The sequence below is a fragment of the Larkinella rosea genome (assembly GCF_003858635.1).
GTDB classification, from domain to species: Bacteria; Bacteroidota; Bacteroidia; order Cytophagales; family Spirosomataceae; genus Larkinella; species Larkinella rosea.
This window is the reverse complement of record NZ_RQJO01000007.1, coordinates 2,055,584-2,072,311: the sequence shown is the minus strand read 5'-3', so window position 1 is coordinate 2,072,311 and position 16,728 is coordinate 2,055,584. Positions and strand designations below refer to the sequence as shown.

Annotated in this window: 10 protein-coding genes and 1 other RNA gene; 5 read left to right on the top strand and 6 right to left on the bottom strand. The window is 51.7% G+C overall.

The annotated features are described in order from the left end of the window. Nucleotides 1-361 precede the first annotated feature (361 nt). Together EHT25_RS08530 and EHT25_RS08525 are read left to right on the top strand one after the other, a co-directional pair. The gene (locus EHT25_RS08530) at nucleotides 362-1,912 is read left to right on the top strand and encodes a DUF1800 domain-containing protein (RefSeq protein ID WP_124873252.1); all 1,551 of its coding nucleotides are present in this window, start codon (nucleotides 362-364) and stop codon (nucleotides 1,910-1,912) included. Nucleotides 1,913-1,998: 86 nt separating this feature from the next. Further along, on the top strand, nucleotides 1,999-3,561 hold the full coding sequence (locus EHT25_RS08525) for a DUF1501 domain-containing protein (RefSeq protein ID WP_124873250.1): 1,563 nt from the start codon (nucleotides 1,999-2,001) through the stop codon (nucleotides 3,559-3,561). A 461-nt stretch (nucleotides 3,562-4,022) separates the two neighbouring features. On the opposite strand, the gene EHT25_RS08520 is transcribed toward EHT25_RS08525, so the two are convergent. Further along, a complete protein-coding gene (locus EHT25_RS08520) occupies nucleotides 4,023-7,379 on the bottom strand; it encodes a ThuA domain-containing protein (protein WP_229311480.1) in 3,357 nt (1,118 codons plus the stop codon). Nucleotides 7,380-7,588: 209 nt separating this feature from the next. Here EHT25_RS08520 and EHT25_RS08515 point away from each other — a divergent pair, with 209 nt between their 5' ends. Together EHT25_RS08515 and ssrA are read left to right on the top strand one after the other, a co-directional pair. Beyond that, nucleotides 7,589-8,218: a hypothetical protein gene (locus EHT25_RS08515; RefSeq protein WP_124873246.1), complete on the top strand. Its 630-nt coding sequence runs from the start codon at nucleotides 7,589-7,591 to the stop codon at nucleotides 8,216-8,218. A gap of 37 nt (nucleotides 8,219-8,255) precedes the next feature. Further along, nucleotides 8,256-8,627: a transfer-messenger RNA gene (gene ssrA, locus EHT25_RS08510) on the top strand. 63 nt (nucleotides 8,628-8,690) lie between these two features. Here ssrA and EHT25_RS08505 read toward each other — a convergent pair. The 3 genes from EHT25_RS08505 to EHT25_RS08495 all read right to left on the bottom strand — a co-directional run bounded on the left by EHT25_RS08505 (nucleotide 8,691) and on the right by EHT25_RS08495 (nucleotide 11,811). Further along, complete coding sequence (locus tag EHT25_RS08505) at nucleotides 8,691-9,764, bottom strand: sensor histidine kinase (protein WP_124873244.1); 1,074 nt, start codon at nucleotides 9,762-9,764, stop codon at nucleotides 8,691-8,693. Between the two features lie 420 nt (nucleotides 9,765-10,184). After that, entirely contained in the window at nucleotides 10,185-10,766 is a 582-nt protein-coding gene (locus EHT25_RS08500) for a DUF2911 domain-containing protein (RefSeq protein WP_124873242.1), read from the bottom strand. A gap of 229 nt (nucleotides 10,767-10,995) precedes the next feature. Next, nucleotides 10,996-11,811 carry a hypothetical protein gene (locus tag EHT25_RS08495; RefSeq protein ID WP_124873240.1) on the bottom strand — a complete coding sequence of 272 codons (816 nt, stop codon included), beginning with the start codon at nucleotides 11,809-11,811 and terminating at the stop codon, nucleotides 10,996-10,998. Between the two features lie 257 nt (nucleotides 11,812-12,068). Between EHT25_RS08495 and EHT25_RS08490 the strand changes: the two genes are divergently transcribed. Beyond that, nucleotides 12,069-13,319 (top strand): lytic transglycosylase domain-containing protein, encoded by a 1,251-nt coding sequence (locus EHT25_RS08490; protein ID WP_124873237.1) that lies wholly within the window; start codon nucleotides 12,069-12,071, stop codon nucleotides 13,317-13,319. On the opposite strand, the gene EHT25_RS08485 is transcribed toward EHT25_RS08490, so the two are convergent. Both EHT25_RS08485 and EHT25_RS08480 read right to left on the bottom strand, forming a co-directional pair. Further along, the gene (locus EHT25_RS08485) at nucleotides 13,320-14,357 is read right to left on the bottom strand and encodes a DUF4249 domain-containing protein (RefSeq protein WP_229311471.1); all 1,038 of its coding nucleotides are present in this window, start codon (nucleotides 14,355-14,357) and stop codon (nucleotides 13,320-13,322) included. It lies immediately after the preceding gene. Beyond that, a complete protein-coding gene (locus EHT25_RS08480) occupies nucleotides 14,357-16,714 on the bottom strand; it encodes a TonB-dependent receptor (RefSeq protein ID WP_124873232.1) in 2,358 nt (785 codons plus the stop codon). The genes EHT25_RS08485 and EHT25_RS08480 overlap by 1 nt, the downstream gene beginning before the upstream one ends. Nucleotides 16,715-16,728 lie beyond the last annotated feature (14 nt).

Genomic DNA, 16,728 nt, shown 5'->3' with positions numbered 1-16,728 from the left:
CTTGCCAGTTCCGATTGATAGCTGGCGGTTTTGGGTAAATAGCTAGTGCCTGAATGGTTACCTTTCAGAAGTGGACATCCAATGATTTGGAAACGAGCTGAATAGCTGAAAAGCCGAACTTTATGAACCGGTTTTTGTTTTCACTGATTTATTGGTAAACTTGTGACGATACTTTCTGATTTACTCTGCACAACACAGCCTGACCAGCAATGGCCGGGCTTTTTTTTAACCACCCACTCATCCCCGGCAGACCAGCGGAATTGGCCGGAAGCGATTAAAAACCAATTAATTACTGGCAATTGATTAAACCTTATGCTACCTTTTATGGTCAGTCAGTTACACAAACTAACTCTGTCCTTACGTGGCCTTACTCGATGCGTACTCAAAACCGCTGACGGCCGAGCAGGTAGGCCACCTGCTCCGACGAACGACGTTTGGGTCAACTGCCAGCCAGATTAAATCGCTGACCGGTCAGACAGTGGCCCAAGTTGTTACGACGTTGCTGGCTGATCAACCAACGCCAACGCCACCACTAGCGCTGGAAACCGGCAAAGCCTTCCATGACCTGCCATTCGATTCGGTTAATACGGGGAAATTAAAGGTTTACATAAAAAACTGGTGGGCGAACCTGATGCTGAACCAGCCCATATCGCTGCTCGAAAAGATGACCCTGTTCTGGTCGAACCATTTTGTAACCAATGATTCGACCGTCAACGATTACCGCTTCACGTACCGTTACAACAGCTTGCTGAGGCAACACGCGCTGGGCAATTTCAAAGCATTTACGATCGCCATTACCCAGGATCCGTCCATGTTGCGGTTTTTGAATGGCAACCAGAACGTAGTGGGGACTGCCAACGAAAACTACGCCCGCGAATTGCAGGAACTTTTCACCATCGGGCGCAACGGCGGTTATACGGAAGACGATGTAAAAGCGGCCGCGAAAGTACTGACGGGCTGGGCCGACACCGGTTATCGCGACGTGAACAACGCGGCCATTGGCAGCACGTTTCGGGCAAACCGGCACGACACAACGGATAAAAAATTCTCGGCTGCGTATCAGAATACCGTGATTAAAGGCCGCACGGGCAACAACGCCGGGCTGGATGAACTGAATGAGCTGATCGACATGATTCTTCGCCAGGTGGAAACGCCCCGGTACATCTGCCGCAAACTCTACCGGTGGTTTGTTAATTCGGAAATTCCGGCGGAGGTTGAAGCCAATTTTATTCAGCCGCTCGCGGAGCTTTTCCGAAAAAATAACTTTGAGCTGAAACCGGTTTTATCGGCTCTTTTTCAAAGTCAGCATTTCTTTGATGAAGCGTTGCGGGGAGCGATCATTAAATCGCCGGTGGATCTGGTGGTCGGCACGCTGCGATTCTGGGGAGTTCTGGCGCCGGATTCGCCCCAGAGTTTACCGGCTTTTTACCAGGTCGGAAATTACATGTATGCCCGGGTCAGGGAACAGCAGCAGGATTTGCTGAATCCGCCAACGGTTTTCGGGTGGACCGCTTTTTACCAGACCGGTTTTTACCAACAGTGGATTAACTCAACGACGCTGGGCCTTCGTGGTTCGTTCGGCGATGCGCTGACCACCAATGCCTTAAAATTGAACGGGAAACCGGTGATCGATGTGTTGGCGTACGTCAAAACGCTGTCCGATCCGACTGACCCGGCCAAATTGGTGAACGATCTGACGGGGCAGTTACTGGCTGTTTCGCTTACGCAGGCGCAAAAAGACTTTTTGACGGATACGGTTCTGCTCAATTCGATTCCGCGCTATGAATGGACCGGCGAGTGGAATGATTACGTAAAATCGCCGAACGATGCAGCCAAAAAACAGGCCGTCCAGATCAAACTGACCGCTTTTCTGCAATACATTTTCCGAATGGCCGAGTATCAGATTTATTAATTGAATGGGTTAGTGGATGAGCGGTTTAGCGCATGTTTCGCGTCAGCTTTTCACTCAATTACTCATTTGCACAATCACTCAACCCTATGAAGCGTCGTCATTTTTTACAACGCGCAGCATCGTCGCTGCTGCCGGTTCTGATCGACGGGTATGGCGCCAAAGCATTTGCGCGGCCATCGTCGTTGGTGCAATCGTTGATCAGTCTCGCCGGGCAGAGTGACCGGGTGCTGGTTATCATTCAATTGCAGGGGGGCAACGACGGCCTGAACATGGTTATTCCGCTCGACCAGATGAGCGTGTATACGTCGGCCGGTTTTCGGGGGAATATTGCCATTCCCGAAGCCAAAGCGCTGAAACTGAAATACTACGCCGAAACCGGTCTGCATCCGGCCATGGCGGGAATGCAGCAACTTTTTAACGACGGCAAACTGAGCATTGTGCAGGGCGTTTCGTACCCAACGCCCAATTTTTCCCATTTTCGGGCGAGTGACATCTGGATGACGGGCGTCGATTCGGACAAAACCTCGGCTTCGGGCTGGACCGGTCGTTATCTCGACAACCGGTTTCCGGGATTTCCGGAGAAATACCCGACCGATCAGTTGCCCGATCCTCCGGCAATTCAAATTGGTTACGTAACCGCAACGACCTTGTTGGGCCCGACTACCTCGATGGCTGTTGTGCTCGAAAATCCCGACACCTTTGCCCGGCTGGTGGGGGATACGCCCAAAGATCCGTTGTCGACACTTCCGGGGTACGCCGGTCAGCAGATCGACTACATTCGGAAGCAGCAGGCCAGTTCGGTCAGTTACGCGGCCCAAATCAAAACCGCAGCGGGGAAAGGGAAGAATCTGGTGACCTATCCCGACAAAAACGCCCTGGGCGATCAGCTCAAGATCATTGCCCGACTGATCAGTGGCGGTTTGCAGACGAAGGTGTATTATCTGACACTGGGCGGTTTTGACAACCACGCCAACCAGGTTGTAGCCAGTGATACGACGACAGGCACGCATGCGAATTTACTCAAAACACTTTCCGATGCGGTTCTGGCGTTTCAAAACGATCTGACCCAATTGAACGTCGCCGATCGGGTGGTGGGTATGACGTTTTCGGAATTTGGACGGCGGGCCAAATCCAACGGCAGTCTGGGGACCGACCACGGAACATCGGCACCGATGTTTGTTTTTGGGAATGCCGTCAAAACCACGATGGTGGGCAAAAATCCAAACCTGAGCGATCTGGATGCCAACAACCTGAAGATGCAAACGGATTTCCGGCAGGTGTATGCCGCCATCCTGACCGACTGGTTTGGGGCCGACGCCGGTGCCGAAACCACCACGTTATTCAGGGATTTTCCGGTTGCTCCGGTTTTCCGGCAAACCGTTACGGCGGTCGAACCGCTGCTTTCCGACGCCCGATTGTATCCCAACCCGGCGTCGAGCGAGGTGGTGCTGGAATCGGACTGGCTGGCCCAGGGAATCAAGCTGATGCAGATTTCCGACATGCAGGGGCGGGTTTTGCCTGTAAGAACATCGCGCCCGACATCTATTTCAGTCCAGTTCAACGTCGGTAATTTGCCGGTCGGGCAATACCTGCTTCGAGTCGAAACCGCTACCGGAACGTTCACCAAACGCCTGATGGTAGCGCGTTGAAGTTTAAATGGTTTTTTGGTAGTAAATACTTAGTTTTGCCTCCCGGATTTTTCAGTCTTCACCAACTTCTCCTTAGTCTGGTTTGCCGAATCCCTGGCAGAATTGAAAAATAGTGTCATGATTTTTCGAATATACCCCAATTGTCAGACGGTGATTGTACTATTATTCTATTCCGAAGGAGTTTATTAAGTTACTATTGCATAGTAACTACTTACCAGCGAATAGTAAGTAGTTACACTTAAATCTTGTTATAAGGAAGATTGTGCAATTGTAGTGTACAAAGTTACTACGCCCGGTTTTTGGGACTGAAAAGAATAATCAGACAACGAAAGGAAGGAATAGCGCATAAAAAAGTGTTTCGCGGAGTTGAGCGGAGAGAAAAGGAGTAACGCAGGAAAGCGCTGTTAAACTCTTTTTTTCTCCGCTCAACTCCGCGAAACACTTTCTTTTTTTATTTCGACTTACATCGTTCCGGCGTTAAACTGAATGCTATCCAGCGCAAACAACGGCTTTGACCCGGCAGCTGGATTGACATACACGAAATACAGCTTGTGCTGACCGGTTACCGGAGTTTTAAAGGCAATGCTGACGGCTTCCATGGCGTTGCTATTCACCTCCCCGGTGCCGACTACGGTTCCGGTGGGGGAGTCGAGCCGAATTTCGAGCGTACCTCCCGCCATGTATTGCTTGGATGCAGAACCCATAACAGTCAAACTTTGGATGGCCGTGAGGTCGATGCCGTCAAAGAAGATATAACCGCCTGATTTAGCACCGAATACGATCTCATTTCCGGAGGGTAGTTTGTATTTCGTAACATCCTTTCCACCATCGTACGAAGCGGCTTTCATTTTGGCACTGCGCAACGCCACCGTCGACGTTCCCGTCAGCGGCCCGATCACCGAACCGCCTTTGTCGGTGTAGCTGGCCGAGAACAGATACGAACCGTCCTTTTCCTTCGGTTGAGCGGTGTAGGTGCCCTTCAGCGGTTTTTTATCGACTTGCTGCTTATCGCCCAGCGACATGATGTAGCTCACCATTTCCTTGACCTCATCGACTTTCAACTGCGGGTGGGCGCTCATGGCTTGTTCGCCCCAGACTCCGCCACCGCCTTCGATGACCTTGGTGGCCAGTTTGTTGACAATCTCAGTCCGGCGTTCTTTCGCGTATTTCTTCGCTACGTCCTGATAGGCCGGGCCAATCGATTTTTTGTCGATGCTGTGGCAGGCTTTGCAGTCGCTGAGTTCGATCAGGCGTTTTCCGGTGGCAAAACCGACATTGGCCTGATGACCCTGCGCCAGCAACGTTTTGTCGAAACCTTCCAGGTAGTTTATGGTCATCGTAATGTCTTCGGGGCTGATTTTACCCGCCGTCAAACTACCATCTTCTTTATCCGCGACTTTTACCTCGTATTCGACCGGTTTGTTATCGAAGAAAAACGTCTGATTGCCCTTCACGGCGACTTCCACCTTCGGAACTTCGTTACCAACCCGAACTTCCAGTTTCTTCGTCGATACATTTCCGGCGGCATCGGTAACTTTCAGCGTCGGGTAATATACACCCGGTTTGGCGTAAGTGAACGCCGGAGCGGCCTGGGTGCTTTTGGGTAAACCCGGGCCGAACGTCCACTCGTATTTGATCGCATCACCGTCGTAATCCAGCGAGCCTTTGGCATCGAATTTCACGGCCAGGGGAGCCGCTCCAACGGTTTTGCTGGCGCTGGCCACGACCAGCGGTTTGCGGTTTCCGGCGTTGTAGGTAATGTGCGACAGGCGCGCGTCGTCGTTCTGGGCGAACCAGTTCTGGCCGTATTCGAGCACATACAAAGAACCGTCTTTGTGGAATTGCATGTCGATCGGATGGCTGAATTTCGTATTCGGCATGAAGGTTTCCATTTTCACGAAATCACCTTCTTTGGTCATCGTCACCGGGTGAATCCAGTCGCGAATCCAGTCGTAAGCAAAGAATTTTCCATCGTAGTGGCGCGGGAATTTCACGGCGGTTTCCGGATAATCGTCGTAATAATAAACCGGTCCACCCATCGCGTTCCGGCCGCCTTTGCTGACAATTGGGCCAAATTCCGGCGAATCGGCGTACGGATAATAGATAAACGCTTTTTGCGCCGGCGGTAACTCACTGATACCTTTGATCAGTTTCGACGGATTGATCGGTTTGGCCGGGTCGAAAGCCGGGCCGGAGGTGCTGTCGGCGAAATTGTAATGGCGGTACGGCCGGTTATCGGCCACGAACAGCGGCCAGCCGTAATAACCGGCTTTGCGAGCCTGATTGATTTCGTCGTGACCGCGCGGACCGTATTTTTCGATGTTGTTGGCGGCATCCGGACCAACTTCGCCCCAGTACAGAAAACCGGTGCGCTGATCGACCGAAATCCGATACGGATTCCGATTTCCCATCACGTAGATTTCCGGGCGGGTATTTGGGGTTCCTTTCGGAAACAGATTGCCTTCGGGAATGGCGTACGTGCCATCGTCGAGCGGTTTGATGCGCAGGATTTTGCCGCGTAAATCCATTGTATTGCTGGATGTCGTCAGCGCATTGAAACCTTCACGGCCGGGCCGGTCGTCGGATGGACTAAAACCGCGCGACTCGAAGGGGTTGGTGTCATCACCCGTTGACAGGTAGAGATTTCCCGACTTGTCCCAGGCCACCGAACCGCCGGTGTGGCAGCATTTGTCATCGCGCTTAACCGGAACCCGCAGGATCACCTGCTCGCTTTCCATTTTCAGCTCATTTTTCTCGGCATCGAACTTAAACCGCGACAGGTGCTGGGCGGTGTCGGCTTTCCACTTCTCGGCGGTTGGCGAATAATACAGATACAACCACTGATTGTCTTTGAATTTCGGGTCGATGTTCATCCCCATCAAACCGTATTCCTGCTTCGTATACACCGGCAGATTGGCGACAACTTTGGTGACTTTCGACTTCGGGTCGTATACTTTCAGTGCGCCTTTACGTTCGGTGAACAACACTTTTCCATTATCGAGCACCACCAGTTCGGTCGGCTCGTCCAGCTTTTCGGCCAGTATTTCCTTGTCGAAGCGGTTTTCTTCCGGGAACGGCATTGTCTTGGCTTTGGAATAATCCAGTTTTTCGGAAACCGCATACTGAATCCCACCGAGTAAATGTTTGAGGTAAACCGGGTTGGCATAGGTTTCGTCGGGGTGACCAAAGTTGGTGTAGAACACCTTGCCGCCGTCGTATTCGTGGAACCACGACATGGGGTGGTTGTCACCCATTTTGCCTTCTTTATACGTTTTTTCGTCGATTTTGACGAGGACTTTTATGTCAGGATTGACGTTTTTAAAGTCGTAGAACTCGTCCTTGATCTTCCAGCGATCGGGGAATCCGAACATCGACACGTTGTCTTTACTGACAACATATGCTTCGCCCTCCTGGACGTTCGGATTGCCGGGGTGGCTCATGAAATACCCGCCCACCAGTTTACCGTACCAAGGCCAGTCGTATTCGGTGTCGGCCGCTGCGTGAATTCCAACGTAGCCGCCACCGGCCTGAATGTAGCGTTCGAAAGCGGCCTGTTGCTGATCGTCGAGGACATCGCCCGTGGTGCTCAGGAAAACAACGGCATTGTAGCGTTTCAGATTGGCTTCGGTGAATTGGCCCGCGTTTTCGGTGGTATCGACCGCAAAACCGTTCTCTTTACCTAGTTTCAGGATGGCCAACTTGCCGACGGGAATCGACGCGTGCCGGAAACCTTTGGTTTTGGAGAAAACTAATAATCGTTTCTGGGGCGTCTGGGCCACCGACCACAAGGCCGAAACCGTCAGGCAACACACCAGCATCCAGGAGCGAAACGCCCGAAAGCGAAACGAGGATTGGGGATTGTAAGAATACATAAAGGTTAGTTAAAAAACGCTGTTGTCTGGAAAAATCCCCTTATAACGATTTGGATTTCAAATAGGGTTTTCCAAAGCTTCAAAAGTACAAAAAAAACCGTTCCGCTACCCACCTCAATGCCGTATCTTTGCGGAGTACTTATTCACGTTTTTAAATGGAATTTACACACCTGTTAACGAATATAGTGGCCAACGATTCGTTGCACGCCCGCTGGCTCAATACGCTCTCGATGATGGAAAATACCGGCGCCCGCAAGATTTCGGCGGCCGAACCCAAAACCACCGTCGATTTACTGATGCTGAAACACGCGGCCGAAGAAGCCCGGCACGCTTATTACCTTAAAAAACAAATTCAGAAACTTGCCAAAACCGACTGTCCGACTTACGAACCGGACTTTCTACTGGCCCCCACCGACAGCCATGCCTATCTGAACCGGCTCGACGTGCAGGTGTGCCGGTACCTGAAAACCGCCCTGGGCCTGTCGGGGACGGAGCTGAGATACGCGGCTTATCTGCTGGTGACCTACGCCATCGAGGTGCGGGCCGACGAGTTGTATCCGGTGTATCAGGACGTGCTGACCGAAGCGGGGAGCAAAGTAAACGTCCGGTCGATTATTGTGGAAGAAGAAGGGCATCTGGCCGAAATGCTGCGGCAGATGGAAACCTTTTTTGGTGACTGGCAGGGGCATGCGGAGCGGGCGGTGGCCATTGAAACCGGTCTGTATGCGGTCTGGCTGAACAGTTTGATGGCGTCGGAAAAAATCAATGCGGGAAAGGAAAACTAATTTCCGTAGCTTTGCGTTAAAACCTACACACGTTTCTGGGGACGACCGGAATTGACAGCTTGATGAGGCTGCGTGTAAGCATGTCGGGAGTTGAGGGCATTTCCTGTATAACAAACCTTCAAACAATAACTGGCGAATATAACTACGCCATGGCTGCTTAATCCGGAGGATTAACCAATAGCCATTGTCTCCCCGGCCTACGTACTGCTGGCTGGATCAGGAGGCATCGACTCGCAGTGCTGGCCCGGTTTATGGTGTTAACGGCCGGGTAAGACACAAGCACCTACGGATGAGGTTTGGCCTGATGCGAGCCTGACCGATTCCCGACAATCCCAATCGCAGCTAAACATGTAGAAAGCACGACGGTTTCCTTGTCTGGACCAGGGTTCGACTCCCTGCGTCTCCACCAAATGCCGCTTCTGATCTTGGAAGCGGCATTTTTAATGCAAGGCCTATTTCTCTTTGCCTTCCCTCAGGTTGCTTTAATGAGTGGAAGCGTGACGATAAACGCACTATTGACTTCCTCGATAATAGGGGCGGGCTGTCCTAGCATCGCATACTTCGCCAGAATATTACTCAGCCCTACGCCATTACTTGATACCCGCACGTATTTACGCTGGATGTTGTTGAGAATCTGTAACATACCCCGTTCGGTCGTACGAATCTGAATGCGTAACGGTTGATCGGGGAGCGTAATATTGTGTTTTACGGCGTTCTCGACCAGCAATTGTAACGTAAGCGGAGGCAGTCGGTAAGGACCAAACTGCTCATCGACGCTTACCACCAAATCCAACCCGTAGCCGTGACGCATTTTCAGCAGATGATAGTAGGACTGAATAAACCGCAGTTCCGAGTCGAGATCGGTTAGGTGCTGAGTTAAGTCGGGTCCGCTGCTGCTGATACCCTCGTTGCGATTGGTCCGCAGCACATAGCGGTAAACCGAACTGAGTTCTTCGGCGAAGACCTCAGCTTGGTCGGGGTCTTCGCCAATGAGTGTGATGAGTGAGTTGAGACTGTTGAACAGAAAGTGCGGGTTGACCTGCTGCTTCAGTACGTCGAGTTGCTGCTGAATATTCAGTTGTTTTAGTTCGTATTCACGCACCAGGGTCTGTCGCCATTGGCTGTGAAAATAAAGAGCTTCAAAAATGCTCGCAGACAGCACGTTGAACACCGTACCGAGCAGGCCTACGCCACCAAATTTAGCCATTGAAAATTGGTAACCGGGGGAATCCGCCAGTTCATAAAACCCAAAGTTGATCCCGCACAACAGCCAGGTCAGGATTATGTATACACTCAATGACGCCCCAATCCGTTGGGTGGATTGTTGCAATGCCGGAAAGCGATAAAGGATGTACTTACGCCAACTATCCATTACCCAGACAAACAACAGGTACGTTACTGAAGTAGAAGTTGTGACAAACAGAAATAGGGTAACATCGGCGAGGTAAGGCTCACCCAGTATGAAATAATTGACAAATGGAATAACGGGGTACTGTCCCAGAAGCAGCAGCCAGTCGCTGCGATCCAGGATAAACCATTGTTTCATAAGTAAGAAACTAAATCAGGCAAATAGATCTAAATTCCTTTTCGTGAGCCGTTTCACAAAACCGCATAAGATACATTTGATATCCAGATGAGTAAACCCGTTCGCTGCCACCGCAGGACAGCTAGCAAGGAGGTCAAAGGTAAAGGGGGAACAGGTTGATAGGTAGGTTGGTTGTTGGTTACACTACGAATGGCTATTAAACTCTTTGTTTACCGATAAACCCGATCCCGAGCGGTTTCAAAGTGGTTCCTGCTTTTCATTACTTTACACATATCCGGCTATCTTAACGCGTATTTTTTGGAGCATAAAAACCAATCGAGTCAGGTAAACAGTAAAACCGGCACAGGCAGATTGTAGGTTGTAAATCGTTCTATTCCTGTTTCAGTGGACAAACTCCAGGTTTGTCCACTGAAACAGGAATTAAAACTCAATCGGCACGGCTACCAGAACCGTGTCCCAGCCCATGTACATGGTAGCGGTTTTGGCATCCTTCTTGGCAAACTGGATGGAAAAGTTCTCGATAACGCTGTCCGATTTTTGTATCGGAACCGTCACACGGGCTACGTCGAGGGCTTCGTTGTAACTGTAGGCGCCCCATTGGTCGAGGTCGGAGCTGAGGATGATCGTCCATTCTTTTTCGGTTGGAATGGCCAGCAGGGCGTAATTCCCCGCTTTTATTTTTTTGCCGCCAAAGGTCACATCCTGGTAAAATTTGATTTCCGGGGCTTCGTTCGCACCCGCCCGCCAAGCCTTGCCGTAGGGTGCCAGTTTCGTTCCGAAAAGCTCCCGTCCGTTTTTCCCGGGCCGACTGTAAACCACCCGAACCATTGCCTTGTCCGAGCCGATTTTAGCAGGGGCAAACTTGCGGTCATGGGCGTAATCGTCGGGGTAATAGGCCATGTCCATCGGCGATTTGTCGATGCCACGAAAGGTAAACGTTTGCGCATTTGCTCCGGTCAGGGCCAGGAAAAGCAGTCCAAGAAACAGTACGGTTTTTTTCATGAGGTTTTTGTGAAATTATTCAGTCGACTTGCGGTTTTTTCGTGCCTAATATACAGAATCCGGGCGCGTCACACAGCACAATTGGAAGAATAGATCAGAAAAAACCGCTTGACCTGCCGACTGAAACGGTCCGGTACATCAATCAGCTCTTCCTAAAAAATGCGCCAAGGTGTTGATTAGCAAGTGTTGTTAGGAAGAGCAAATGAGTGAATCGCGCTGCCTGCCCGAATTACCGGGTAGGTTGACAGGTGATGGCATAATCGAGTAGCGCATAATACTTTACATTCGATTCGGTAAACTCGTAATACCGGCGAATGTTACCATTACCCTGGTCTATATAGTTAAAGTTGACAACTGAAGTAACCGTTGGTTCCGTTCCGGAGTAGGTATAGTTGGTCTCCTTAAGCGCCAGATTCTTACTGGCTTTTCCCCTGAAAGTTACATCGATGTTCGGAAGGCTCGGCTTGGTCAGGTCGTATTCGTACGTACGGTAACTGGAAACCGGGCCACCCGGCGTCGAGCGGTATTCGATGCGGACCACATTACCGTCGGCAATGGTATAATTGGTCGTTCCAAATTCACTGGTATCTTCAATCAAATAACCGTCTGCGTCGTAGGTCCGACCGGTTTTGGCCCACAAGCCCTGCGCATTCAGCGGAATTTCTTCCTCCAGCGACGGAGATGACGATCCGAAATCGTAAACTTTGTGGATTACTTTGTCTGTTCCATATTCGTAAGTCTCCCTTCGGTCGACCGGGCTGGCAAAATGACGAATGTAATGCGATTCAATGACCCGGTTCTGATCATCGAATTGATACGTATAACTTCGTAATTTCCCGACCAGAACGTCCTGGCCATTGATCTGAAATGGCTCATCCCGATTCTGGCCTTCCCGAAACGAACTTTTTTCAACAACGCTATAGGTTTGGATTGGGCAATCAGGAATCTGGATGGAGGGCACCGGTTGGTGATCGTCGAGGGCGCAGGAATCGAACAAAAGGACGATTGTGGCCGAAAAAAGGGCCATTCGGGGAAACGAGTTCATAGGAAAAATAAGGTTTTGTAGATAGGATTGGACTGATTACTAAGGGGGTAGAGTTTAGTTAAAGCAAAAGGGTTGCAAAACAAGTGAAAGTTTTATCATACGGACCCGGTATACGCTGTTCCGGCCAGTCGATCAGCCTGGTGGAATCTTTAGGGCTCAGCCAAAAAACGATCTGAAAGGTGACCTTTCCCTAAAAACCACGTCTGGTAGGAACACAAACCCGGAATTGGGGGTTTTTACACTGACAACCAGGTAGAATGAGCGTGCGTCATCAACCAATCTTCACGACAATAACTTTTATAAGTCTGCTGGGCATACTGGTTCCGGCTACGGTTTTTGCCCAGCGTTATTCCCACAAAACCGGGCGTCGGGCGCCCGCCCGAACGGTTTCGGCACCCCAACCGGCGGGAGTCAATTTCTGCGGAGAACCGGTTCCGGTGGAGAGCGGGGCCGTGGCTCACAACCTGTCGATGGCGCTGATGCGGAATATTTCGTCGCAAAACCACCTCATCAATTTCCGTCGCCGGGCCATCGCTCAATACTTTCCGGTTATTGAACCGATCCTGAAAAAATACCGGATTCCCGATGATTTTAAGTATCTGGCGGTGGTCGAGAGCGGCCTCAAAGCCGATGCGGTTTCGCGAAAAGGCGCGATGGGCTACTGGCAACTGATGCCGGAAACCGCCAGTGAACTGGGGCTGAAATTCACCGACAAAGTAGACGAGCGCAAAGATTTGCTCAAGTCTACCGACGCGGCCTGTCGCTACCTGCGGATTCTGTATCGGAACCTCGGCTCCTGGACGATGGTAGCCGCTGCCTACAATGGCGGTATTGGCCGGATGCAGTCGCACATGAAGAAGCAGCAGGAGTCGAATTATTATTTTCTGTCGATGAATCCGGAGACGAGCGATTATCTCTATAAAATCGTGGCTGTCAAGGAGTTTTTTCAGTTTCCGGGCCAATACCTGACGAACAACCTCATGGCGTCGGCGGGAAATTCCTACGAACGGGAGCGGGCCGAAGCGATGGCGAAGGGACTGATTCCGACCGAAGAACCGGAGCCGGTCGGGCTGGCCATCGAACCGAAGGAAAGCATGGAACTACGGTTTGAAACCGCTTCCGTCGATAGCCTGCTGGGCGCGTTGTCGCAGTTAAAAGCAACCAATGCGGTTTTGTTCAAAGGCGATGTGCAGGCCGAACTGGTCAAACCGGGTAAACTGGCGGTGGGCCAAACGTGGCAATTCAAGATCACGTCCGAGGTACAGATCGGCGACCAGAAATTGGGTAAAAATGATGTTGTCTATGCGGTCGTTGACGATGTCGATACTCAATCGGGACAACTCTTTCTGCGTTCGACCAAAATAGTTTCAACGGTAGACAAACTTCCTTACAAGCTGACCCTCATTTGTCTGAATCAGCAAACCGGTTTGGCGGGTGTTCCGCTCCCGAAAGCCGACCAGCTAAAACCGGGTGGTCGCGGCTGGCTCGTTGACTGGAAAGTGCTTTGACTACAACCAGCCGGGCGGCTCAACCACGGGAGTCGCGTAACCGTAGGTTTGTCGGCAGTCGCCTTCCGGCACCAGAACCGAACTAATGTAGCCATAAATAGCCGTGCCGTAGGTTTCGTCACCCCGTTCCCGAAACCGCTTTCGAGCCACCGCCGATGCGCCGAAATAGCCTAAAGCCTGGTCTTTGCTGTCGCTGGCATTGGCGATGTTCCCAATGACCGACGCCGGTAGCGGATCGAAAATGGTGCCGGTTCGGGATTGTTGCTCTTTAAAAAGCTTCCAGAATTGATAGGCCGCGGGCGTCATGCTAAACTGCTGTACTTCAATCAGTGTTGGGCCGGGTGTGTAAATGGGCGACCGCATTACCTGCCGTTGCCGCAACCGGTTTCCGTTCACACCGTTATCCGATAAAATGGTGATATCCTGGCTGAAATACTTCAACCAGCACCGGTCGTAGCATTTCCCCGGACATCCCAGGCAACACGGGATGCCGGTCGAACGGCGGGCGGTGTAGGTGAAGGCCGTCCAGCGGTAATAATTGGCTTGGGCCGCCGGGTCGGTTGCGTCGAGGTAAATGTAATACTGGTAGGGAAGGGTGACGCTTTCGGTAGCCGTAAATTTAGCATAAACGCTGTCGATGGGCGGCACGGCGGGCATCTTTTCGGGCGCCGAAACGTAGGTTTTTCCGTCGGCCAGCCGGACCGTCAGGGTGTAGGAACGACCGGGTTGGCCAACGAATGACGAATCGGTTGTCTGGTAATAGCCCTGATTAAACATGCTATGCACCAGGGGCGTCGAATGTCCCGCATCGTCTTTGAGCGTAACCGTCGCATTTGTAATTTTCTGATCCTGCGGAGTGTCCTGATCGAACGTAAAACTACCGGAATAGGAGAGTCGGACGCTGTACGGCGGTTTTTCGTTCGTAATCAGGCCATCGACCACCAGCCGGGGCGCTTCGTTGCGGATGGGCAGCGAAACCCGGTCGATGCAGGCCGACACGGCACCAGCGATCATCCAGAATAAAAGAAGTTGTTTCATCAAAAATTAAAATTATACGTAACTGACGGAATGACAGTGCCGAAAACCGCCAGCCGGTAAGCTTCCGATCGCGCATTAGCCCGGTTGAAATACACCGAATACGGATTTTTACGGGCGTAGACATTGTAAATGCCGATGGTCCAGATGCTGTACCGGGTTTGCCGGTTGCTCAGGCGCGTATCTTTCGAAAAGGCAATATCGAGCCGGTGGTAATCCTGCACCCGGTCGGCGTTGCGTTTGGAATAATTCAGCGTTGGCTGGTTGGCAAAAACGTACTGGCCGTCGGGGTAGGTGGCCGGAACGCCGGTGCTGTAAACAAAGTTGGTCGTAAACGTCCAGTTGTAGCGCATCGCCAGCCGGGTCTGGATATTCAGGTTGTGCGGTTTATCGAAATTCGACGGATAATACGCACCCTGATTGACCTGTAACTCACTAAACGCCGTCTGCACGGCCACGAGCGAGCGGGCGTATGAATAATTGAACTGCCCTGTCAGTTTCCCCTTGTTTTTAGCCAGGCTCAACTCCACGCCGTACGCCTTGCCGTGCGCCCGCAGCAAATCGGTTTCGAGTCGTTCGTTCAGGAGCAACGTGGCGCCGTTGCGGTATTCAACCAGGTTGTCGATGCTTTTATAATAGCCTTCGATGGCAAGTTCTACGGCGTTGTCGTTCAGGTTTTTAAATACCCCAACGGCAATCTGATCGGCTACCTGCGCGGGAACGAACGAGTCGCTGACTTTCCAGAAATCGGAGGGCGTAATGGCGGTGGTGTTGGAGATTAAATGAATGTATTGGCGGTTTCGGCTGTAGTTTAGTTTCAGCGACATCGTCGGCGATACCTGCATCCGCAAACCCAGCCGGGGTTCAAAACCGCCGTAGGTCTGGATGGTTTTTCCGTCGGCATAAACCGTCGAGTCAACCACGGTTTCGGGCGTACGGGGCACCTGTCCGGCGTAGCGATAAACCGTCTGCGGTCCAAGCTGCGCGTAAGCCGAATACCGCAGACCGGCCTGCAACGTGATCGATGGCGTCAGAATCCATTCCGTATTGCCATATACGCCCAGTTCGCGGGCATTTTCGGGTTCCAGTTGTTTCGGATTGATGCTCGAATTGGCACCCGTTGGCTGCTGATCGCCCTTCTGAATTTTGTACAAAATCCCGTTGGCCCCGATTTGTAATTTGTGTTTCTCGAAAAGCGTATAAAACAGATCGGCTTTCACCTCCCGGTGCTGAATGTATGAAGTCAACCGAAACGTATATCCTTCGGTTTCTCCATCGACGTGGTATTGATAACCGCTGTATAACGCATTGACATTCAGTTGTAAATTCCGACGCAACAGACTGCTCCACCGTCCCGATACCACGTTCGATTGCCAGCCGTAGGTCGTGTCGCCGGGAAATTTGAAACTGTCGGCGCTGCGATACGCCGACAGCGAAAACGTATTAATGGCGTTGGGTGAATAGTTGAGTTTCAGATTTCCGTCGTAGAAAAAGGCCCGGCTTTGTTTGGCCGCGCTCCGTTCCGGAAACGATTTGAGAATCCAGTTCGGATAAGCCACCCGCCCAGCGGCCATCAGCGTCAGCCCTTTCGCAATCGGACCATTGACCACCAGCCGTCCGCTGACGGGACTGACTCCGCCCGACAACCGCCAGCGTTCGCTGTTGCCCGCTTTGGTGTTGACGAGCAGCAGGGACGAAATCCGCCCACCATATTGCGACGAAAAACTGCCTTTGTACAGGTTGACATCCTGCACGACGTCCGAACTGACGTTCGTGTAAAAACCGAGCAAGTGCGACGTGTTGTACATCGGCGCGCCATCGAGCAACACCAGATTCTGGTCGGTGCGGCCCCCGCGTACGTTAAAACCGCCCGCGCCTTCGCCCGCCGTCGAAACCCCGGCCTGAAGCGTCAGCGCCTTCAGAATATCCGGTTCGCCCAAAACGACCGGCATTTTTTTGAGCTGCCGGACATCCAGTTGAATCTGACTCATCCGAACATCCTTCACATTCTGATCCGCGCGCCGATCGCGAACCTGTACTTCATCCAGTTCAAAGGTTTGGGAAATCAGTTTGAAAACCGCCGTGCGATTGGCGTTGACGACAATGAACGGTCGTTCGGACTTAAAACCGACTGCCGACAGTTGAATGTGGTAGGAACCGGGGCGCAGTGAAAACGAAAACCGCCCCTGTTCGTCGGTAGTTGTACCCGCGCCGGACTCCACCACAAATAGACTTGCACCCACGACGGGCAGCGCCGTATCGGCCCGCATGACCGTTCCACTTAAGGTAACCCGCTGGGCAATAAGTTGTTGAAGGCTAAGGAATAAAAGAGCAAAGCAATAAAAGTATCGATTACGCATGCGCGGCAGCAGAT